General features: G+C 73.2%; 20 protein-coding genes. 8 read left to right on the forward strand and 12 right to left on the reverse strand.

Annotated features, from left to right (window positions below; genetic code table 11):
• Positions 1–33: 33 nt before the first annotated feature.
• Positions 34–873 (reverse strand): helix-turn-helix domain-containing protein, encoded by an 840-nt coding sequence (locus F8271_RS01980; RefSeq protein WP_151487866.1) that lies wholly within the window; start codon positions 871–873, stop codon positions 34–36.
• A gap of 123 nt (positions 874–996) precedes the next feature.
• Here F8271_RS01980 and F8271_RS01985 point away from each other — a divergent pair, with 123 nt between their 5' ends.
• The 3 genes from F8271_RS01985 (at position 997) to F8271_RS01995 (ending at position 2,604) form a co-directional block, all read left to right on the forward strand.
• A complete protein-coding gene (locus tag F8271_RS01985) occupies positions 997–1,329 on the forward strand; it encodes a hypothetical protein (RefSeq protein WP_151487867.1) in 333 nt (110 codons plus the stop codon).
• 209 nt (positions 1,330–1,538) lie between these two features.
• Positions 1,539–1,892 carry a hypothetical protein gene (locus tag F8271_RS01990; RefSeq protein ID WP_151487868.1) on the forward strand — a complete coding sequence of 118 codons (354 nt, stop codon included), beginning with the start codon at positions 1,539–1,541 and terminating at the stop codon, positions 1,890–1,892.
• Positions 1,893–2,007: 115 nt separating this feature from the next.
• On the forward strand, positions 2,008–2,604 hold the full coding sequence (locus F8271_RS01995; protein ID WP_151487869.1) for a hypothetical protein: 597 nt from the start codon (positions 2,008–2,010) through the stop codon (positions 2,602–2,604).
• Between the two features lie 22 nt (positions 2,605–2,626).
• Here F8271_RS01995 and F8271_RS02000 read toward each other — a convergent pair whose 3' ends face one another.
• From F8271_RS02000 to F8271_RS02025, 6 genes are read right to left on the reverse strand one after another with little or no spacing between them, the layout of a single operon-like run.
• Positions 2,627–3,358 carry a cellulose binding domain-containing protein gene (locus tag F8271_RS02000; protein WP_192580105.1) on the reverse strand — a complete coding sequence of 244 codons (732 nt, stop codon included), beginning with the start codon at positions 3,356–3,358 and terminating at the stop codon, positions 2,627–2,629.
• A 56-nt stretch (positions 3,359–3,414) separates the two neighbouring features.
• The gene (locus F8271_RS02005) at positions 3,415–3,795 is read right to left on the reverse strand and encodes a DUF742 domain-containing protein (RefSeq protein WP_151487871.1); all 381 of its coding nucleotides are present in this window, start codon (positions 3,793–3,795) and stop codon (positions 3,415–3,417) included.
• Positions 3,773–4,222, reverse strand: coding sequence for a roadblock/LC7 domain-containing protein (locus F8271_RS02010; RefSeq protein ID WP_151487872.1), 450 nt, complete (start codon positions 4,220–4,222; stop codon positions 3,773–3,775). The genes F8271_RS02005 and F8271_RS02010 overlap by 23 nt, the downstream gene beginning before the upstream one ends.
• The gene (locus tag F8271_RS02015) at positions 4,219–6,144 is read right to left on the reverse strand and encodes a nitrate- and nitrite sensing domain-containing protein (RefSeq protein WP_151487873.1); all 1,926 of its coding nucleotides are present in this window, start codon (positions 6,142–6,144) and stop codon (positions 4,219–4,221) included. Before F8271_RS02015 ends, F8271_RS02010 begins: the two co-directional genes overlap by 4 nt.
• The gene (locus F8271_RS02020) at positions 6,141–8,705 is read right to left on the reverse strand and encodes a LuxR C-terminal-related transcriptional regulator (protein ID WP_225854108.1); all 2,565 of its coding nucleotides are present in this window, start codon (positions 8,703–8,705) and stop codon (positions 6,141–6,143) included. Before F8271_RS02020 ends, F8271_RS02015 begins: the two co-directional genes overlap by 4 nt.
• Positions 8,706–8,710: 5 nt before the next feature.
• Positions 8,711–9,988, reverse strand: a complete 1,278-nt coding sequence (locus F8271_RS02025) for an Hsp70 family protein (RefSeq protein ID WP_192580106.1) — start codon at positions 9,986–9,988, stop codon at positions 8,711–8,713.
• A 289-nt stretch (positions 9,989–10,277) separates the two neighbouring features.
• Between F8271_RS02025 and F8271_RS32890 the strand changes: the two genes are divergently transcribed.
• From F8271_RS32890 to F8271_RS02040, 3 genes are all read left to right on the forward strand, one after another.
• Positions 10,278–11,159 (forward strand): IniB N-terminal domain-containing protein, encoded by an 882-nt coding sequence (locus F8271_RS32890; protein ID WP_225854109.1) that lies wholly within the window; start codon positions 10,278–10,280, stop codon positions 11,157–11,159.
• Between the two features lie 115 nt (positions 11,160–11,274).
• Entirely contained in the window at positions 11,275–13,131 is a 1,857-nt protein-coding gene (locus F8271_RS02035; RefSeq protein WP_151487876.1) for a dynamin family protein, read from the forward strand.
• Positions 13,128–14,588 (forward strand): hypothetical protein, encoded by a 1,461-nt coding sequence (locus F8271_RS02040; RefSeq protein WP_151487877.1) that lies wholly within the window; start codon positions 13,128–13,130, stop codon positions 14,586–14,588. The genes F8271_RS02035 and F8271_RS02040 overlap by 4 nt, the downstream gene beginning before the upstream one ends.
• Positions 14,589–14,621: 33 nt before the next feature.
• Here the strand turns inward: F8271_RS02040 and F8271_RS02045 are convergent, their stop codons facing one another.
• The 3 genes from F8271_RS02045 to F8271_RS02055 are packed head-to-tail and all read right to left on the reverse strand — an operon-like array spanning position 14,622 to position 16,516.
• Positions 14,622–15,023, reverse strand: coding sequence for an arsenate reductase ArsC (locus F8271_RS02045; RefSeq protein ID WP_151487878.1), 402 nt, complete (start codon positions 15,021–15,023; stop codon positions 14,622–14,624).
• A gap of 15 nt (positions 15,024–15,038) precedes the next feature.
• Complete coding sequence (gene arsB, locus F8271_RS02050) at positions 15,039–16,121, reverse strand: ACR3 family arsenite efflux transporter (protein WP_192580107.1); 1,083 nt, start codon at positions 16,119–16,121, stop codon at positions 15,039–15,041.
• Positions 16,118–16,516 (reverse strand): metalloregulator ArsR/SmtB family transcription factor, encoded by a 399-nt coding sequence (locus F8271_RS02055; RefSeq protein ID WP_225854110.1) that lies wholly within the window; start codon positions 16,514–16,516, stop codon positions 16,118–16,120. Before F8271_RS02055 ends, arsB begins: the two co-directional genes overlap by 4 nt.
• 101 nt (positions 16,517–16,617) lie before the next feature.
• Here F8271_RS02055 and F8271_RS02060 point away from each other — a divergent pair, with 101 nt between their 5' ends.
• Together F8271_RS02060 and F8271_RS02065 are read left to right on the forward strand one after the other, a co-directional pair.
• Positions 16,618–17,115, forward strand: coding sequence for a GNAT family N-acetyltransferase (locus F8271_RS02060; protein WP_151487879.1), 498 nt, complete (start codon positions 16,618–16,620; stop codon positions 17,113–17,115).
• A gap of 14 nt (positions 17,116–17,129) precedes the next feature.
• Positions 17,130–18,524, forward strand: a complete 1,395-nt coding sequence (locus tag F8271_RS02065; RefSeq protein ID WP_151487880.1) for an NAD(P)-binding domain-containing protein — start codon at positions 17,130–17,132, stop codon at positions 18,522–18,524.
• Between the two features lie 45 nt (positions 18,525–18,569).
• Here F8271_RS02065 and F8271_RS02070 read toward each other — a convergent pair whose 3' ends face one another.
• Positions 18,570–18,923, reverse strand: a complete 354-nt coding sequence (locus F8271_RS02070) for a TraR/DksA C4-type zinc finger protein (protein ID WP_151487881.1) — start codon at positions 18,921–18,923, stop codon at positions 18,570–18,572.
• A gap of 35 nt (positions 18,924–18,958) precedes the next feature.
• The gene (locus F8271_RS02075) at positions 18,959–19,864 is read right to left on the reverse strand and encodes an ion transporter (RefSeq protein WP_151487882.1); all 906 of its coding nucleotides are present in this window, start codon (positions 19,862–19,864) and stop codon (positions 18,959–18,961) included.
• Positions 19,865–19,903 lie beyond the last annotated feature (39 nt).

Consider the following 19,903-nt stretch of genomic DNA (forward strand, 5'->3'; position numbering starts at 1 on the left):
TAGCGTGCCCTGAGCCGTCGCTCTGGTACGAAATCAATCGGCCGGCAGCGGCCAGTTGTCCAGCACGTGGCCGGGATGTTCGCGCAGGAACCGCTGCCGGACGTCGACGTACCGGGTCGGTGTCAGCCCGGTGAAGGCCCGGAACTCGTGGCCGAAGTGGGCCTGGTCGAAATAGCCAGCGCGACTGGCGAGCTCGCCCCAGTCGATCGGTTCGGCGGGGTTGATCGCCAACACGGCGGCGGCGAAACGGTAGGAGCGGGCCAGCCGCTTCGGCGTGACGCCGACGAGCTCCTTGAACCGCTGTGCCAGATGGGTGCTGCTGACACCGGCGGAAACCCTCAGGTCGCCGATCGCCACCGCGCCGCCGGTCGCCGCGATGACGCTGCCGGTATGGCGGACCAGCCCCAGGCCGGCGGTCTCATGCAGCCGGCGGATCAGCCCCTCCTCGAGCACCGTCAGCATCTCGTGCGGTCCGTCGGCCGTGGCCAGCCGGTCGCGCAGCTCGGCGACGGCCGATCGACCCCACACCTGCTCCATCGTCACCGGCCGGTCACACAGCCCGGCCGCGGGCATCGGCAGGAACGGCGCCACCCCCCACGGCTTGAAGTGCACGCCGACGGACCGGGTCCGGGGCGGGTAGCCGAACTCCAACGCGCGGGTGGGCACGGTGACCACGCAGCCGTCGGCGTACTCGGCCGTCTCGATGTCGGTGCCCGCGCGGATGCGCAAGGGTGCCCCGAGGTTGACGATGAGGAACGCCGCCGGACTTGCCGGCAGCATCAGCCGGGCGTACGGCGACGTGCCCTCCAGGTAGTAAAGGTCGTCGATCAGCCCGTCGAGCGGCGGTCGCGGCACTCTGGACACGTACTCCATGCGCCCAGCATCGCCGACGTCCCGCCGCATCGCCCGCCGGGATGGTCCAGCGATGCGCTCGGTCGGCATGAGCCGATCTCCGGAAACCTGGCCGCTGGCGTCCCTCCGCTAGCGTGTGGCCTCATGGGATCCGTGGACGTGGTTCTGGCCGGGGTGGTCGCCGCGGCCAATCTGGCCCTCGCCGCTGTGCTCTTCGCCAGGAGCCGTGGCGGCACGAGGGTGCCCCGGATCTTCGGGCGTCCGCAGCCTTCGCCGCGCCTGCGGGCGGCTATGCACGCCTGCCTGGGGCTGGGGTTGGGCGTCGGCTGGCTCATCAAGGACATCTTCCCGCCGCACTCCACGGGCGACACGGTGCTGTTCAACGTGGTCAGGATTCTGCTGGCGGCCGGCCTCGTCACCGCCCTGCTGGCCGCCTTCCGGCACGTGCGACCCGTCCGGGACACCTCGGCCCGCTAATTAGCCGGCCGCGACGGCTCGTGCATCTCTCGCCATCCACGCCGGCGGCTCATTCGTCCGGGCTCGTCTTCGTTGAATACTCATCTTTCTACCTTCAAACCCCTGCAACCACCACATATGAACACCCTCGCCCTCCGATCGAAGGCCGATTGAGCGGCGGCACGGGTTGGCTCGCCGTCAGGAGTGCCGGGAGCGGTCACGAGGCCGAGGTGACCCTGCAATTGTGGACAGGGGAGCCTCCCCAGCAACCGGTCTCGCCCGCGGCGAACGATGGGTGGGAGGAGCAGGACGCCAGTGATTGCGAGCTATTCGCGGGTGACCTCCGTGCCAGCATCGTGACCGAAGGACCGACCGACCTCTTCATCGAGATCCCGGCGGCGGGTGGTTACCGTGCGCGTCTCTACGTCCGTGGGAGGCAGGAGCTCGGCCGAGCGTTCGACAGGTGGCACATTGAGCCTGTCGAGATCGATGAGGCGTTGTGTGCGTCGATGGACGACGACGGGGGGCCGAGCTTCCCGGCCGGTCACGAGAAGTTCCTGATCCAGGTGTGGCCACGCGCGTAGCGGGGCGTGCCAGGGCTCAGGGTTGCTCGGTGGAAGACCTGACACCAGGATCAGGGGTCGGACCGGGGCTGCGCCCGGAGGTCGGGCGGGCACCGGCGGCCAGATGATGGCGGGCATGAAACACGCTGCGCTCTCTGTGGTCGCCGGCCCGGTCGGCATCGTGGCCTACGGGCTCGTCCGGCTGTGGGGGAGATCCGACGACGTGTACGGCCCGGGGCTCGACTGGCAGGCCGCGCACCTGGCCGGCCTCGCCGGCATGGTGTTCTTCGTGCCGGCCGTCGTCGCGCTGTCCCGTCTGCTGCCGGCCGGTCGGTGGCGCACCGGCGTGGTGGCGGTGACGCTGGTCGGGCTCGCCGCGACCATGGTGCAGTTCGGCGCCGACATGGTGGAGGGGCTGCTGGCGGCGGACCGGGCCGAGATGTCGGCGCTCAGCAGGGACTTCAAGGACATCCCCGGCGTCGAGATGGCCGTCTACGACGTCGTACCCCAGCTGTTCTTCGTCGGGCTGCTCGTCCTCACCGGCATGCTCGCGGCCCGACGGCGGCTGCCGTGGTGGAGCGTTCCCCTGCTGCTCGTCGGCATCGTGCTGCCGGCTGTCACCCTCGACCTGCTCGCGGTCGGTGGCCTGCTCATGCTGGCGGCTCTCGCGCCGGCGCTGCCGATTCTGCCGCGCGAGACGGTGCGGACCGAGCCGTCCGTGGTCGCTGGCTGAGGCCGGACGTGTGGCCCCGCCGTCAGTCCGGCAGGCCGGTGCACGCCGCCCCGTCGATCGTGCAGGCCGTCGGGGCGGCGCCGACCGGTGCGCCGTTCACCCGGAACGTCACCCGCACCGACGCGCCACCGGGCACCAGCCCGACGCTGCCGTCCGGCACGAACGTCCACACCGCACCATCCTGGACGGCTCGTGCGCCCTCGACCTCACTCACCCGCAGCGACTCCCGGGGCAGGGTGACGGCCAGCTTCCACTGCGGCACCGGCACCTGGCCGGGATTGCTGATCGTCACGCTGGCGCCGTAGCTGAGCAGGGCGGTGTCCGCGATGGCGAACTCGGCGCCCAGGGCGGCCGGGCTCGGCGCGGTCGTGGCGGCCGACGGCGACGGCCCGGTGGTCGCGGCTCCGGCGGTCGGCGCCACGGTGGGGGAGCCCGGCGGTACGGCCGGTGGGCTGGTGGCCGCCGGGATCGCGTGCGCCCGGGGCGTACCGGCCGGCGGTGTCCCGACCTGGTCGACCGAGGGTGGCGGGTTGAGCGTCACCGGCGCCAGTTTCTCCGGTGACCGCAGCACCGCGACGACGGAGACCGTCGTCGCGACCAGCACCCCGAGCGCCGAGATCACCGCCACCCAGGTGGCCCGCGAGATGTCGCCCTGACCGGTGAACACCCGCCGTGTGGCCGCGGCGAGGGCCACGACCCGGTCCAGCAGGATGATCGCCACGGTACGACGTGGCTGCGGCGGTGGTGCCGGCACTGCCTTTCTCCCCCTCACTTCGTCACCGGACGCGCGACTGCGCTCCGCCCGGTCGCTCACAGGGCGCGTAGCCCGACGAGTATCGACTCGAGCAGCTCCGCGGACGGCAGCTCCGACAGCGTCGGCGGTTCGTGCGTCTCGATCAGGCCGGCCGCGAGCAGGTCACCGAGGAGCACCCGGACGGTCCCCAACGGCAGGTCCAGTTCGGCGCCCAGCTCGGCCACCGACACTGGATGGTGACACAACTCGACGATCCGCGCCTGTTCGGGGAAGAGCGGCGTCCGCGGGTTGGCGGTCCGCCGGGCGACGACCAGCGAGATCAGATCGAACCGGCCACGCTCGGGGGCGGTGCGCCCGCCGGTCATCGTGTACGGCCGAGCCACCGGGCCCGCGTCGTCGTCGTACCACGCCTCGTCAGCGGAGTCGTTGGTGGACACCGGCGTCCCCGCTCTGCACCGAGGAGGCCGGTTCGAGGCGGACCGGCAGGTGCCGTTCGGCCTGCCCGACGAACAGCGCCACCTCGTACGCCATGTCGCCGACCTCGGCGTCGTCACCGGCGATCCGTACGGTGAGGATGGTTCCGTTGCGGATGGTGGCGACGAACAGGAACGCCCGGGACATCTGCACCACGATCTGCCGCAGCCCACCCCCGTCGCAGGTGCGGGTGGCGGCCAGCCCCAGCGCCAGCAGGCCGGCGACGATGCCGGAGATCTGCTCGGCCAGCTTCGCCCCCACCTGGCGGGAACCGCCGAGCGGCAGGCCGTCGGGCGAGAGCACCACGGCGAACTCCGCGCCGTGCACCCGATCGACCAGCCGGTCCAGGGCACCGGTCAGGCTGTCCTCGGTGGCCACTGCGTGCGTCATCGATGTCTCCTTGCTGTTCTCGCGACCGGCAACTCGACGGTGTCGGGGCCGGCGCTGCCGGGGATGGGCGCCATCGGCCCGGGTTGGCGGATCCGCGTCGGTAGGTGGGCGCCCGAGGTGCCCCCGTCCCGCGCGGGCGGGGCACCGGGATGACGCCTCGCCGGCTCGTCGTCGGTGTCGCGCACCGTGACCAGACCGGTCGGGAGGAGGACCACCGCCGCTGTCCCGCCGCGCTGGCTGCGCCGCAGCGAGACGTGCGCGCCACAGCGGGCGGCCAGTACGGCGACGGTGTAGAGGCCCGCCGGGCCGGCCGGCGGGTCCGCTGACGGAGGACCGCCCAGCAGGTGGTTCGCGTCGGCCATCGCGCTCGCGTCGAGGCCGGGGCCGTCGTCGACGACCAGGACGGCGCAGCCCTGTGGCCACTGTTCGCCGCCGACGCGGACGGTGGTGTCCGTCGGTGAGTGGGCGAGGGCGTTCTCGACCAGCTCGGCAAGCAGGTGGACGACGTCGGTGACGGCGGGGCCGGCGAGGGACCACGGCCAGTGCGGCGCGATGAGGACCCGGTGGTAGTCGGCCACCTCGGCAACCGCGCCGCGGACGACGTCGAGCAGTGGCATCGGTCGCCGCCAGCGGCGGGCCGGCGTCGCGCCGCTCAGGGTGATCACCGTCTCCACGTTGCGGCGGACCCGGGTGGTGAGGTGGTCGAGCGCGAACAGCTCGTCGGTCTCCTCGGCGGACCGTTCCCGCCGCTGCATCCCGTCCAGCAGGCTGAGCTGGTCGCGGAGCAGGACCTGGTTGCGGCGGGTCAGCCGCAGCACCAGTTCCCGGGCGGCGGCGCCGTCGGTGGCCGGGGCCTCGCGGGTGGGGGCCGGCGCGTCGTCGACCGATGGCGGCGGCACGGGCAGCGCCGGGGCATCGGCGGAGGAGCGGACCAGCCCTTCGGTCAGCCGTCGGGCCAGGCCGACCCAGCTCAGCAGGACCGCGAGCACCGCGATGAGCCCGATCCCCAGCACTGCGCCGGTGCGGGCGACGAGCACGGCGGCACCCGGCGTGGCCCGCTCGACGCTGTCCCGGGCCGCCGTCGTCACCAGCTCGTGCAGCGCGCCGAGCACACCGTCGGCCGTCGTACGCCACTTCGCCCGGGTGATCCCGTCGACCGCGCTGGCGGTGTCCGTGCGCGACAGCACGTCCTCCAGGGCGAGCAGGTCCCCGAACGGCGGCCCTTCGGTGAACCGCCGCTGCCCGCCCGGCAGAGCCGCGACCGCCTCGGCGCGCGCGTAGCGCTGGTTGCTGACCAGCGCGGCCAGTCGACGCCGCCCGTCGAGATCGAGTCGGTCACCGGCCAACGCGGCACTGACCAGGGTGTCCTCCTGGGCGAGCAGTTCGCGGGCGTGGGCCAGCGCGATCACGGTGCGGGTGTCGGCGGCCAGGTCGCTCTCGTAGGCGCCCCACTCCGGGCCGTACACGGCGAAGGCGACGGCGACGAGTTGGTCGTACCCGTCGACGGCCCCGGCGCGGTCGAGCCGCCCGGCGTCCACCTGGGATCGGATGGTGCCCAGGCCGTTCAGCCGCCGGACCAGCTCGTCGGCCCGGTCCCGGACCGCGTCGGCGGTGAGCAGCCGAAGGTCGTGGCCGTCGGTGAAGGCGCGAACCTCGGCCGCCGCCCGGTCGGTCCCGGCGCGCGCCCCCGCCAACGCGGACTCCGTCGACGCGGCCCCGGCGATCGTCTCGACGGTCAGCCTCCGCTCGGTCTGCAGGCCCAGGACCAGCCGGTCGATCGGCTGGCCCAGCGTCTCGGCCAGCGCCCGGACCCGCAGCAGGTCGGCCGCGTCCTGACCGGTCAGGTAGGCCGCGTACGACCAGAGCGTGATCAGCACGGCCGCCAACGCGACGAGTCTGGCCCGGATCCCTCCTCGGGTCATCGGGTCGACCGCCGCGGCCACGGCTGACCGGCCGTGCTGTTGGCCCGGTCGGCGACGACGGTACGCAGCAGTGCCAGCAGCTCGGCGCGGTTGGCGCAGTTCAGTCGGTGACGCATCCGGGCGACGTGGTGCTCGACGGTCTTCGCCGAGATGAAGAGCCGATCGCCGATCTCCCGATAGGTCAGCCCCGCCAGCACCAGTTCGGCCACCTCGTACTCCCGGTCGCTGAGCCCCGGCTGGGCGGGACCGGCGATGGCGTCGGCGACCAGCGCGGTGCTCTCGCCGCCGGTCGGCCGTTGCCCGGCGTCGGCGCCGGCCGGGCGGCCCTGCAACGCTCGCGCGCATTCGAGCAGGGTGGTCATGGCCCGCCGGTCCGCGGTACGGATCGCGGCCTGCCCGGCGAGTCGCGCGCCGTCCCACCACAGCCCGGTGTCGTGCAGCCCCCGGGCGGCGGCCTCCACCCGCACCGGGTCGACCGCGCCCCGCAGCACCTCCACCCAGCTCTCGCCGGCCGCCGCGACCACGGCCGCGTACCGGCTGTGGTCGGCGGCGGCGAGCAGCGCCGCGACGTGGTCGTCGGCGACGGCCGGCTCGTCGGTCAGGATCGCCGCGTGCAGGCCGCTCCAGTGCAGCGGGACACTCCACAGTGGCGGATCGTCCAGTCGGTTGAGCAGGGAGCGGCCCTCCCGCAGGTACGGTTCCAGTCGGGCCAGGTCACCCAGGCGGGCGCCGGCGATGGCGAGTTCACCCAGCGGCAGCAGCGTGAACAGGTCCACCGGGTGCCGCACCACCGCCTCCAGCGCCTGCCCCCAACCGTTCTTGAGGGCTCCGAGGTCGCTGTTGCGCCGGGCGATGCCCATCCGCAGCGCGGCGGCGAAGAGCAGATCGCGGGACTCCAGCGGCCGCCCGTCGACCGTGGCGGCGGCGAGACGGTCGGCGGCGGCGGCCGTCTGGCCCCGCACCATCAGGATCCAGGCCTGTAGCAGTCGGTGCCGGCGGGTCATCAGCGGACCCCCGACCCCGGCGGCCAGGGCCCGGTGCAGCACCCGCTCGGCGATCTCCAGCTCACCGCAGTGCACGGCGGTGAGGGCGGCCAGCGCCGCCGGGCTGTCCGGCAGGAGCGCGGCCCGGCCGTCCGGCTCCAGCAGAGCGGCGGCCTGCACGAGCGCCGACAGGGCGGCGGTCGGCGGGCCGGTGACGCTGTCGCGTACCCCGTCGGCCATCAACCGGGCGGCGCTGGCCTGCAACGTGGGTGGCTCGCCGGCCGGGTCGTCGGCCGGCGCCGTAGCGGCGGCGCTCAGATCGCCGCCGGCGAGACCGCCGACGGTGGCGAACGCGACCGACGAGGCGCTGCCCGACCACCGGTACAACTCCACGCTGCGACCGACGTGCCCGCGGTGCGCCAGGGCGGTCGCGGCCACCACGGCGGCCTCGGCGCGGTCGGTCGGCGCAGCGGTGGCGAGTAGCCGATCCGCCAGGCGCAGCGCCTCGTCGAGGTTGCCGGCGAGGGCGGTGGCGAGCGCCTGCTGGGCGCTCGCCGGCGCGCCCGCCGCCGTGGCCGCCGCGAACAGGTCGGCGGCGAACGCCGGCTCGTCGGCCAGCGCCTCCGTGGCGGCGGCCGTCAGCGTCGTGGCCGGGCAGTCGGCGAGCGCGCCGACCGCTCGCAGGGATCGGACCAGCGGCAGCACCGCGCCGCCGCGTGCCAGCTGCAACTCGGTGAGGCGGCGCCACACGGCGGTGCGGTCGGTGGCCGGGCTGAGCGTGGTGACGACCCGCCGAACGATCGGCGCCAGCCGGCCGTCCGCGCCGATCAGCCCGGCCGCTCTGGTCGTGGCGATCAGTCCGTCCACGGCCTCCGGCTCCTGATCGAGGAGGGCGCCGAGCATGCTCACCGGTAGCGGTACGCCCGCCGCGACGGCGAGCAGCAGCCGCCGCACGGCGGTGGGTTGAGCGTCCAGATCCGGACCGAACTCGAGCAGGACGGACCGTGGTGGCTCCCCCGGAGTGTCCGCCCCGGCCAGCCCTCGGGCCAGCCGTTCCACGTCGCGGGGCACACCGGCGGTCTGCGTGTGGACGAAGTCCACCAGGTCGTCGCGTCGGCCCAGCTCGGGCATCGAGGCGAGGTGGGCCGCGGTCTGCTCCCGGCTGAACGGGCCGAGCAGCACCGCCTGCCCGTCGCGGCGCAGCACGTCGGCCAGCTCGGTGATCGCAGCCGACCGGGGCCACGGGCGGTACGCCACCACCAGCCGGTGGCGGCGGCCGGCCACCAGTCGCAGCAGCGCGCCGAGGCGGTCGTCGTCGAGCAGGTGCGCGTCGTCGACCAGCACCAGCGCGTCCGGGTCGACCGTCTCACCCGGCTCGGGAGCGCTCGTCCGCACGGTGACGCCGGCCCGCTGGTGCAGCCGTGCGACCTCGGCGAGCAGCGCGGTCTTGCCGTGGCCGCCGGGCCCGGACACCCCGACGGTGAGGGCGGCCCTCGGATCCCGGGCGACCAGGTCCAGAAGGGAGCGTGGCCCACTGCCCAGCAGCAGTCGGGACTCGGCGACGTCGTTCATGATCATTGTGGTCATCCTTCGCGTCCCCGGCTGAGGGTCAACGCCAGACGGGACGCCTTCGGCAGGTCCAGGGGGAGGATCCGGACCGGCGGACGGGGAGGGGGAGCAGCGGGAACGGTGGTGTCGTGGTGCGGGCGGCGCGGCACCGGGAGGCTGGCCCGCGCGGGACCGGCACCGCCCGCCCGGGGCCGTACCGGTGCCGGGTCGCGGGCCGGCGCGGGCCGGCGCGGCGACACCACCTGGCAGGCGGCCATGGCAGCCCCGGTCGCGGCGGTCAGCTGCGCGTCCGGCTGGACCTCGACGGGCACCGGAAGAGCCGCGCCGATCAGCTCGGTGACCAGCGGGATGCGGGCGGAACCGCCGGCCAGCAGGACGGCGTCGAGCTGCTCCGGTGCCCGGCCGGCGCCGTGCACCGTGCGGAGCAGGAGGTCGACGGTGGCCTGCACCGTCGGGCGGATCATGTCCTCGAACTGTGCCCGGGTCACCGGGATCCGCGCGGCGCCGCCCGGCAGGCTCAGCACCACGTCGGCGGTCAGGTCGACGGTCAGTTCCCGCTTGACCCGGTCACACTCCGCGCGCAGCCCGCGTAGTGCGGCCTGGGTGCCGCGGCGCGCGGTGGCCGCCAACTCCCGGGCCAGCACGGTACGGACGTGCGTGGCCAGCGCCTCGTCGAAGTCGGCGCCGCCGATCGGGTCGAGGCCCTGCGGGGTGCCGAACCCCTCGTACGTGCCGCGCGGGGTACGCCGCACCAGCGCCGCCTCGAAGCTGTTGCCGCCGAGGGCGTAGACCGCGGCCGTCGTACCCGCGAACCCGCGGGCGGCGTGGCTCTCGGCCACCGTCACCGTGCGGGGCAGCAGCGTCACGTGCCGCAGGCCCAGGTCGGACAGTGCTCGGTGCAGCAGATCCCGCCGGTACGGGCGCCAACCCGCCGGGTGGCTGAGCACGATCGCCTCGGCGGGCCCGCCCTCCAGGGCGTGCACCCGCTCCACCACCCACCCCGCCAGTTCGGCGGTCAGTGTCTGCGGCGCGCACGCCTCGCCGCCCAGCAGCAGGGGCACGTCGTCGCCAATCCGGCGGACGAAGTCCCGGGTGGTGCGGCTGCCGTCGTCGGTCGGCGGCTCACCGACGCGCAACGAGCCGTCCTCCGACAGGTACAGCACCGACGGGACGAGGGGCGAGTCGGCGCCCAGCCCGACGGGCTCGGGGCGCGTCCAGGTCGTGCCGTTACGCCGTGCGACGGCGGCGGCCGTGTTGGTGCTTCCGATGTCTATCCCCAGGACGTACCGCATCCGTCTCTTCTCTCCCCGTGAGGTGGCCGGTCGGTGGCGCTCGCGCCGACGACCACCCCCGGCGACCCCCCGCGGGCTCCTACGTTCGTACCAGAGATCGCTCCCTGGTCGGGACCCTAATCTGGCTGGGACGGTTTCCCCATCTCCCCCTAACGTACGAGGCGACGGAGCCCCTAGTTCAGCCGGATCGGATGCGGGTCGAGCCCCGATGTCCGGGGGCGCCCCCCACTCGTAGCGTTCGTGTCGACGCAAGACGGTCGCTGACGCCACATCCGAGGAGAACCGGCACATGGACTCGCAACAGACCCTCCACGACTTCGTGCTCGACCTGCTGACCAACCCTGACGCGCGGTCGGCGTTCGACCTCGACCCGGAGGGTGCGCTGCACGCCGCGGGGCTCACCGACATCACCGCCGCGGACGTGCAGGACGTCGTCCCGCTGGTGGTCGACTACGCGCCGGGGGCGGTCGCGCCGCTCGCCCCGGCCATCGGCCACCTCGGACTGGACCCGCTGGTGACCGACACCACTGACGTGGTCGGCCAGCTGCAGAGTGTGGCCCAGCAGATCAGCATCACCAGCTCGCCCAGCGGAGTGGACGTCAAGGCGGGCGTGCTGGGTGCCATCGCGGTCGACCCGAACACCGTCGCGGCCGGGGTCACCGTGCTGCCGGGGATCGGGCTGGGCGTTGGCCCGAGCGGCCTGGACACCGACCTGACCGGCGTGAACGACGTGGCGCACACCCTCGACGCCGACGTGGTGCAGCCGGTGGACGGCATCGCGGACCCGGTGCTCGGCGACGTCACCAGCACCGTCGGCCACCCGGCCGGTCTGCTCGACACCACCGACCACGGCCTGCTGGGCGGCGACGTGACCGGTGGCGTGCTGTCCGGCACCCAGGGTCACCTCGGCGGTGTCGTCGGCTCCCTCGGTGTCGGCGAGACTCTGGGCGGGCTGGGCCTCGGTGACCACGGCGGCGTCGTCCCGCCGCTGGATGTTCCGTCCACTGTGGATGGTGTGACGCACCAGGTGGAGGGTCTCCTCCCCGGTGTCACCGGCACGGTCGGTGACGTGACCGGCGGCGTCACCGACGGTGTGCTCGGCGACACGCACGATGGTGGCCCCGCCTCGTCGGACCACGGCCTGCTCGGTATCACCGGGGGCCTGCTCTGACGGGTTTTCCCACCTGGAGCGGGGGGTCGGACCGTATCGGGCGGTCCGGCCCTCTCCAGTTCCCCAACCGGTCCCTCTTGATAATTGAGCCGAAATCAGCACACTTGGTGCGGTGATGGCGGGGATCTGGTTGGACGTGCTGGACGAGATCGCCCGTACGTGCAGCTCTCACGGGCGGGACGACCTGCTCCAGACAGTGCGGCAGAAGCGTGCCCAGCTGCTGGACCCGAAGCTGCGCGTCCTGGTCGTCGGCGAGCCCAACCAGGGCAAGAGTCAGCTGATCAACGCGATCATCAACGCGCCGGCCTGCCCGGTGGGCGACGGTCGCACCACCGTCCTGCCGACCGTGGTGCAGCACGCCGAGGCCGCGTACGCCGCGGTGGCCCAGGCTCCGCCACCGGCGCCGGGGCGGCCCGCCGGCACCGCGGCCGCCGTCGCCATCGAGCGGACGCCGGTGGCGCTCAACCAGGTCGCGGCGGGGGTGGCCGGCACCGTCGGGCGTCGGCCGGGGGGCGGTCCGGCGTACGTCGAGATCGGCGTGCCCCGCGCCCTGCTCAGCGCCGGACTGGTGCTGGTGGACACTCCCGGCACCGACGAGGTCGCCGCTGTCGGTGGCGCGGGTACGGTCGCGTCTCCCGGCCGCGCGGACACGGTACTGCTGGTCACCGACTCCACCCGGGAACTCTCCGTCACCGAGCTGGACATGCTGCTGCACGTCATGCGTTCGCACCCGAACGTGGTGGTGGTGCAGAGCAAGACCGACCTCGTGGCGGACTGGCGTGCGGTGGCCGAGCGCAACCGGCAGCACCTGGCCGACGCCGGCATCCCGGCGCCGGTCATCCCGGTCTCGGCGGCGTTGCGGCTGCGCGCGGCCGCCGCCGATGACCGGGTCCTCAATGCGGAGTCCGGCTTCCCCGCGCTGATCGCCCGGTTGCAGCGGGACATGTCCGGCAAGGCCGATCAGGTGGCCCGGGTGGCGGTGCAGGCGGTGGCCCGGACGGTGGTGGAGCAGTTGGCGGCGCCGCTGCGTGCCGAGCTGGCGACCCAGGAGGCCGAGGAGCAGTCCGGGCCGATCTCCCGTCTGCACGCCGCCCAGCGTGAGGTGGACGAGTTGCGCCGCTGCTCCACCCGCTGGCAGAACACCCTGAACGACGAGGTCGCCGACCTGCTCTCCGACATCGAGTACGACCTGCGTGACCGGACCCGGCAGATCCTGCGGGCGGTGGACGAGGCGTTCGACACGGCGGATCCGCTGGTCGCCTGGGACACCTTCCAGGACTGGCTGGAGCGCAGCCTGGTGGAGGCGGCGGAGGCGAACCACGAGTGGCTGATCCAGCGCTGCGACTGGATCGCCCGCCGGGTGGCTGCCAACTTCACCCGCTACGGCTACGACGTGCTGCCACCGTGGTCGATGACGATGCCGGACGACATCGGCGAACGACTGCCCGAGCTGGAGCGGCCGAAGGTCGACCGGTTCACCACCGGTCAGAAGCTGTTCACCGGCATGAAGGGCTCGTACGGCGGCATGCTGATGTTCGGCCTGGCGACGACCCTGGCCGGAATGCCGATGATCAACCCGGTCTCGGTCGGCATCGGCGCGCTGTTCGGCGGCAAGAGCATCCGTGACGAGAGCAAGCAACTGCTGCGCCGTCGGCAGGCGACCGTGAAGACGGCCATCCAGCGGCACGTCGACGACGTCTTCGTGCGCGTCATCCGGGACTGCCGCGACGCCGTGCGGCAGGTGCAGCGGATGCTGCGGGACCACTTCACCGGGCTCACCGAGGAGCTTCAGGAGGCCATCGTCCAGTCGTTCCGCAGCGCGAAGCAGGAGGCCGACACCGACGTCGCCCTACGCGAGCAGCGGCAGCGCGAGATCCGACTGAAGATGACCCGGTTGGCCGCGCTCTACGAGCAGGCCCAACAGGTGAGCGGTGCCCGTGCCACTGGGGTGCAGTTGGAGCCTCGGGCATGACCGTCGGGGTGCGTCTGGACGAGGCGGCGTGGGGGTTGCTGCACCAGGCCCTCGACCTCTACCGGGACAATCCCCGGGCCGTCGGGCAGTTGCGCCACCAGGTGGCCCGGCTGGAGGAGCCGCTGCGGATCGCGGTCGCCGGCCCCTGGCGGTGCGGGAAGTCGACGGTGCTCAACGCGCTGATGGGTGAGGAGGTCGCGCCGGTCGAGGGCGCCGATGGCGCCTTCACCTGGTACGAGGACGGCGCCGCGCCGCGCGCCACCGCGTACCCGGTCGGTCAGCCCGCGCAGGAGCTGACCGTGGTGAAGTCGGCGACCGGGATGCGGGTGGATCTGGGCTGGCGCGCGGGGGAGGTACGCGACATCGTGGTGCAGTGGCCGACGCGGGCTCTGCGCCAGGTCACGCTGATCGACACCCCGGCGTTGACCGGCGCCGGTGAGCGGGGTCGCGTGTCGGTGATGGATCGGGTGCTGCGCGACGCGGACGCGGTGCTGTTCCTGACCCGCGATGGTCGTGACAGCGATCTGCGGGTGCTGGAGTCCGGCCGGGACAGCGCCGTCGGTCAGGCCGCCCCGGTGAACGTGATCATGGTGCTGTCCCGGGCCGACGAGACCGGCGGTGGCCGGATCGACGGCCTGCTCACCGCACGTCAACTGGCTCGACGGCACTACCGCGATCCCCGGGTGGGCGCCCTCGCCGTGAACGTGGTGGCGTGCAGCGGGTCGATCGGCCTGGCCGGTCGGATGCTCAGCGAGTCGGATGTCGCCGCCCTCGCGACGCTGGCCCGGGTGCCCCGGGCGGAGTTGGACGCCCACCTGCTCTCCGCCGACCGCTTCAGCCGTGGCGAACTGCCGGTCGCGATGGACCCGCAGTTGCGCACCGCCCTGCTGGACCGCTTCGGGCTCTTCGGGATCCGGTTGGCGACCACCCTGATCCGGTCCGGCTTCGACGACCGGGTGAAGCTCTCCGCCGAACTCATCCGGCGCAGCGGGCTCACCGAGCTGCGGGAGTCGATGACCCGTTGCTTCATCGACCGCCGCGACACGCTCAAAGCCCGGTCGGCGCTGGCCGCCGTGGAGGCCCTGCTGCGGGCCGAACCGGTGCGGGGTTCCGACGAGTTGGCCGGCGCGATCGAGCAGATCCTCGCCGGCGCCCACGAGTTCCGGGAGTTGCGCCTGCTGGTGGCGCTGCGCCACACCCGACTCGGGTTCGACGCCGAGCTGGCCGCGGAGGCGCAGCGGCTGATCGGCGGCGACGGGGTGGGGCTCGCCGCCCGACTCGGCGTCGAGCACGAGGCGACCGCGCAACGGCTCTGGGAGGTCGCCGCCGACGCGCAGTGGCGGTGGCGGGACCGGGCGGAGGATCCGGTGCTCCCACTGGCCCAGCGACGCGGCGCGGAGGTGGTCGTCCGCAGCTGCGAGGGGATGCTCGCCGAGTTGGCCGCCGGTGGCCGCTGAGACGCCGTCCCGGCGCGTGGTGTGCGGGAGGTCCTAGCGGGCAAGCCCGGCGAGGAGCTTCTCCACCCGGTCACGGATCTCGTCGCGGATCGGTCGGACGGCCTCGACGCCCTGGCCGGCCGGGTCATCGAGCTTCCAGTCCTCGTAGCGCTTGCCGGGGAAGACCGGGCAGGCGTCCCCACATCCCATCGTGATGATGACGTCCGACGACTCCGCGGTGGCGTACTCCAGGAGCTTGGGGGTCTGGTCGGTGATGTCGATGCCGACCTCCCGCATGGCCTGCACGGCGGCGGGGTTGACCGTCTCGGCCGGCGCGGAGCCGGCCGAGCGGACCTCGACGGCGTCACCGGCGAGGTGGCGCAGCCAGCCGGCGGCCATCTGGGACCGGCCGGCGTTGTGCACGCAGACGAACAGGACGCTGGGCTTGTCGCTCATGATGGTGCCTCTCGATCATCCGGTGGTGAAGAAACGGCGGCGCGCCCACAGCGAGACGTAGACCAGTCCGACCAGGACGGGCACCTCGATCAGCGGGCCGACGACCCCGGCGAGGGCCTGGCCGGAGGCGACGCCGAAGGTGCCGATCGCGACGGCGATGGCGAGTTCGAAGTTGTTGCCGGCGGCGGTGAAGGCCAGGGTGGTGGTGCGTTCGTAGCCGAGACCGATGGCCCGGCCGAGGGCGTAGGAGCCGGCCCACAGGAGCGCGAAGTACACCAGCAGGGGCAGGGCGATGCGGGCGACGTCCAGGGGGCGGCTGGTGATGGCGTCGCCCTGGAGGGCGAACAGGATCACGATGGTGAACAGCAGGCCGTAGAGGGCGGCGGGGCCGATCCTGGGCAGGAAGCGGGCCTCGTACCAGGTGCGGCCCTTCGCGCGTTCGCCGAGGCGGCGGGTGAGGTAGCCGGCGAGCAGCGGGATGCCGAGGAAGATGAGCACGTTGCGGGCGATGTCCCAGGCGGAGATGGTCAGCTCGGCGCCGGGTAGCCCCAGCCAGTCGGGAAGCACCGAGAGGTAGAACCAGCCGAGCAGGCCGAAGGCGACGACCTGGAAGACGGAGTTGAGCGCGACCAGGACGGCGGCGGCCTCCCGGTCGCCGCAGGCGAGGTCGTTCCAGATGATGACCATGGCGATGCAGCGGGCCAGGCCGACGATGATCAGACCGGTGCGGTACGCGGGCTGGTCGGCCAGGAAGATCCAGGCCAGGGCGAACATCACGGCGGGACCGACGAGCCAGTTGAGGACCAGTGAGGACACCAGCAGCCGCCGGTCACCGGTGACGGTGTCGAGCCGGTCGTAGCGGACCTTCGCCAGCACCGGGTACATCATGATCAGCAGGCCGATCGCGATGGGCAGCGAGATGCCGCTGATCGTCACCGAGTCGAGCGCGCTGTCCAGGCCGGGGATCAGCCGGCCGAGGAGCAGCCCGGCGACCATGGCCAGCCCGATCCAGACCGGCAGGAACCGGTCGAGTCGGGAGAGGCGACCGACCACCGCACTCCCGGCCGGGTCGGTCCGGGGGATCGTGCCGGTGCTCACGAACAATCCCGTCGGGCCGGTGCCTGGTGCGGCGGCTCGTCGACTGTGTCACCGGCGGGCAGGGCGCCGAGCAACCCGGCGAGCTGGCGCAGGATGGTCGGGCGGGCGCGGTAGTAGACCCAGGTGCCGCGGCGGTCGGCGTCGACGAGCCCCACCTCGCGCAGCGTCCGCAGGTGGTGCGAGATGGTCGGGCCGGTCAGGTCGAACGCGGGGGTCAGGTCGCACACGCAGATCTCCCCGCCCTCGGCCGAGGCGATCATCGACATCAGTTGGAGACGGACCGGGTCGCCGAGCGCCTTGAACGCGGGGGCGAGCACGGCGGCGGTCTCGGCCGGCACACGCCGTTCGGTCAGGGGCGGGCAGCAGGGCGCGTCCACGGCCGCTTGTTTCGACATTGCTCTAGGTTGACAGAGATCTAATCAGTGTGCAAGTGTCTGATTCGACAGACGTCGAGACAGTGCCCGCGAAGCGCGCCGACACCGAACGGAGCCCGCCCATGGCCACCCTCACCGTGCGTCCGATGGCCACCCGTGACGCCGACCGGGTCCTGGCGATCTACCAGGCCGGCCTCGACGCCGGCAACGCCAGCTTCGAGGTGACCGCCCCGACCTGGGCCGCGTTCGACGCCAGCCGGTTGACCGAGCACCGCTTCGTGGCCGTCGAGCCCGACGACACCATCCTCGGCTGGATCGCCGTCACCCCGACATCGAGCCGCCCGGTCTACGCCGGAGTGGTCGAACACTCCGTCTACGTCGACCCGGCAGCCCAGGGGCGCGGGGTCGGCCGACTGCTGCTCGACACGCTGATCGCGTCGACCGAGGCCGCCGGCATCTGGACGATCCAGTCCGGCATCTTCCCGGAGAACACCCCGAGCCTGGCCCTGCACGAGCGGGCCGGCTTCCGCGTCATCGGCGTGCGGGAGCGGGTCGGCCGCCACCACGGCCGCTGGCGCGACGTCGTCCTGCTGGAACGCCGCAGCCCCACCGTCACCTGACAAGGAGTCTCCCGATGAACGCTCTGGACAACCTTCCCGTCGTGGTCGTGGGTGCCGGCCCGACCGGTCTCGCCGCCGCCGCTCACCTGCACGAACGCGGCCTGCCGTACACCGTTCTGGAAGCCGGCGACACCCCCGGCGCCGCCGTGCGGCAGTGGGGGCACGTCCGGGTCTTCTCACCCTGGCGCTACAACATCGACCCGGCCGCCCGTCGGCTCCTCGACGAGGCCGGTTGGGTCGCCCCCGACCCGGAAGCACTGCCGACCGGGGCGGAGCTGGCCACCGCCTACCTCCAGCCGCTCGCGGAGCTGCCGCAGCTCAAGCCGCACGTGCGCTACGGCGCCCGGGTCCAGGCGATCAGCCGCCTCGGCCTCGACCGGCTGCGCAGCGCCGGCCGCGACACCACCCCGTTCCTGGTCCGCCTCGCCGACGGCACCGAGCTGCTGGCTCGCGCCGTCATCGACGCCTCCGGCACCTGGGGCACCCCGAATGTCCTCGGGGCGTCCGGCCTGCCCGCCCGGGGTGAGGCCGATGTCGCCGCGTACCTGGAGCACGCGCTGCCCGACGTGCTCGGCGTCGACCGGGACCGCTTCGCCGGCCGGCACACCCTCGTGGTGGGCGCCGGCCACTCCGCCGCGAACACCCTGCTGTCCCTGGCGGACCTGGCCGCCGCCGAGCCCGACACCGAGGTGACCTGGGCGATCCGCACCGCCACGCCCGCGCGGACGTACGGCGGCGGGGACGCCGACGCGCTGCCGGCGCGCGGTGCGCTCGGTTCGCGGTTGCGCGAGCACGTCGACGCCGGCCGGATCCGGCTGCTCACCGGCTTCTGGGTGCACGCCCTCACCCCGGCCGGCGGGCGCGTCAAGGTGGTCGTCCGGCACGCCGACGGCGGCGAGGAGTCGGTGCTCGTGGACCGGGCCGTCGCCGCCACCGGCTTCCGCCCCGACCACTCGATCACCTCCGAGCTACGGCTGGACCTGGACCCGGTGCTGGGCGCCACCCGCGCGCTCGCCCCGCTCATCGACCCGAACGAGCATTCCTGCGGCACCGTGCCTCCGCACGGCGTCGACGAACTCACCCACCCGGAGAGCGGCTACCACGCCGTCGGCATGAAGTCCTACGGTCGGGCGCCGACGTTCCTCATGGCCACCGGCTACCAGCAGGTCCGTTCCGTCGTCGCGGCCCTCGCCGGGGACTGGGCCGCCGCCCGCGACGTCCAGCTCGACCTTCCCGAGACTGGCGTGTGCACCAGCACCGCGGCCGACTCGGCGACCGGCGACAGCTGCTGCGCGTCGGCGGCGGAGCCCGAGCCGGCCGGACGAGGGCTGGCGACCGGCGTCACGGGAGGGCTGCTCAGCCTCGTCGCCGTCGACAGCGCGTCCGCCGGCGGCTGCTGCGCCAGCTGACCACCTGCACGGTGACGGCGGCCCGCCTGGTCCGGTGGGGCGCCGTCACCGTCGATTGGCGCAGGCCACACAGGTACGCGCCGACGGGCGGGCGGCCAGCCGCTCGGCCGGGATCGGGCGGGAACACCGCTCGCACACGCCGTAGCCACCGGCGTCGACGCGGTCCAGGGCCGCGTCCAGATCGGCGAGGCGCCGGCGTGCCGCGTCCAGGACGGCGGTGAGCTGTGCCCGTTCGAACGCGATCGTGCTGCCCTCGGGGTCGTGTTCGTCGTCGGCGTTGGACGACCGGGACGCCTCGAAGAGGCTCCGCAGGTCGTCCTCCAGTGCGGCCACCTGGGCCGCGGTCTCGTCACGTCGTCGACGGAGGTCCGCACGGATGGCGCTGGATTCGGAGGTCATGGCGCTTCCACGGTACGCCGCAGGACGGCGCCGGATCACCGCCTGGAGTGGGCGTCCTCGCGGTGCGCCCGGCCGTGCCCGTCCTCCCGGTCGATGCGCAGCTCCCGTTCCAGCTCGGCGATGACCGCCCGCAGGTCGTCCAGTCGCTGGGTGAGCGCGATGCGGTCCACCTCGTCGGGTACGCCGTCGCCGTCCTCGTCGTAGCCGGGGGCCAGCCGTTCGGTCATCTCCAGCCGGCGTGCCTCCTCCATCGAGTTGACGATGACCGCGATGAGGATGTTGAGCAGCAGGTTGACGGTGATCACCACGTAGCTGACGTAGTAGAGCACCGTCCACGGTGAGATGGCCAGGCCCTGCTCGATGAGGTCGGGCAGTGTCTCCAGCGACAGCAGCACGAACAACGTCAGCAGCGACCGTCCGATGTCGCCGTACTCGTCGGGGTAGCGGTTGCCGAAGATCAGCCAGCCGGCCATCCCGTACACGTAGAGCGTCACCACGGCCAGCGCGAGGAACCCGGTGACGCCCGGCAGGCTGCGCCACAGCGCGGAGACGATGGTGCGTAGGCCCGGCGAGAACCGCACCAGCCGGACCATCCGGGCGACCCGCACGACGCGCAGGAGCGCCGAGTCGCCGTGCAGGCCCGGGATGAAGATGGCCGCGATCACGACGAAGTCGAAGACGTTCCAGCCGTGCCGGAAGAAGTCCTGCGGACGTCGGCCGTAGGCCGCCAGCCGGATGCCGATCTCCACGACGAAGACGGCGCGGAACAGCAGCTCCAGTCCGTGCAGCGCGGTGCCCGCGGGGATCAGCCCGTCGTACGTCTCCAGGCCGAGGACGATCCCGTTGGCGAGGATGACGACGACGATGCCGATCTCGCAGGGACGTGATCGGGCGAGCCGCGCGCAGGCGTCGGCCAGCGCGGGCCGGCGGTGCGGGGGCATGGCCGCCAGCCTAGCCAAGATCAAGGAACGCGGACGGAC

It is taken from the genome of Micromonospora sp. ALFpr18c (assembly GCF_008868155.1).
GTDB lineage: Bacteria > Actinomycetota > Actinomycetes > Mycobacteriales > Micromonosporaceae > Micromonospora.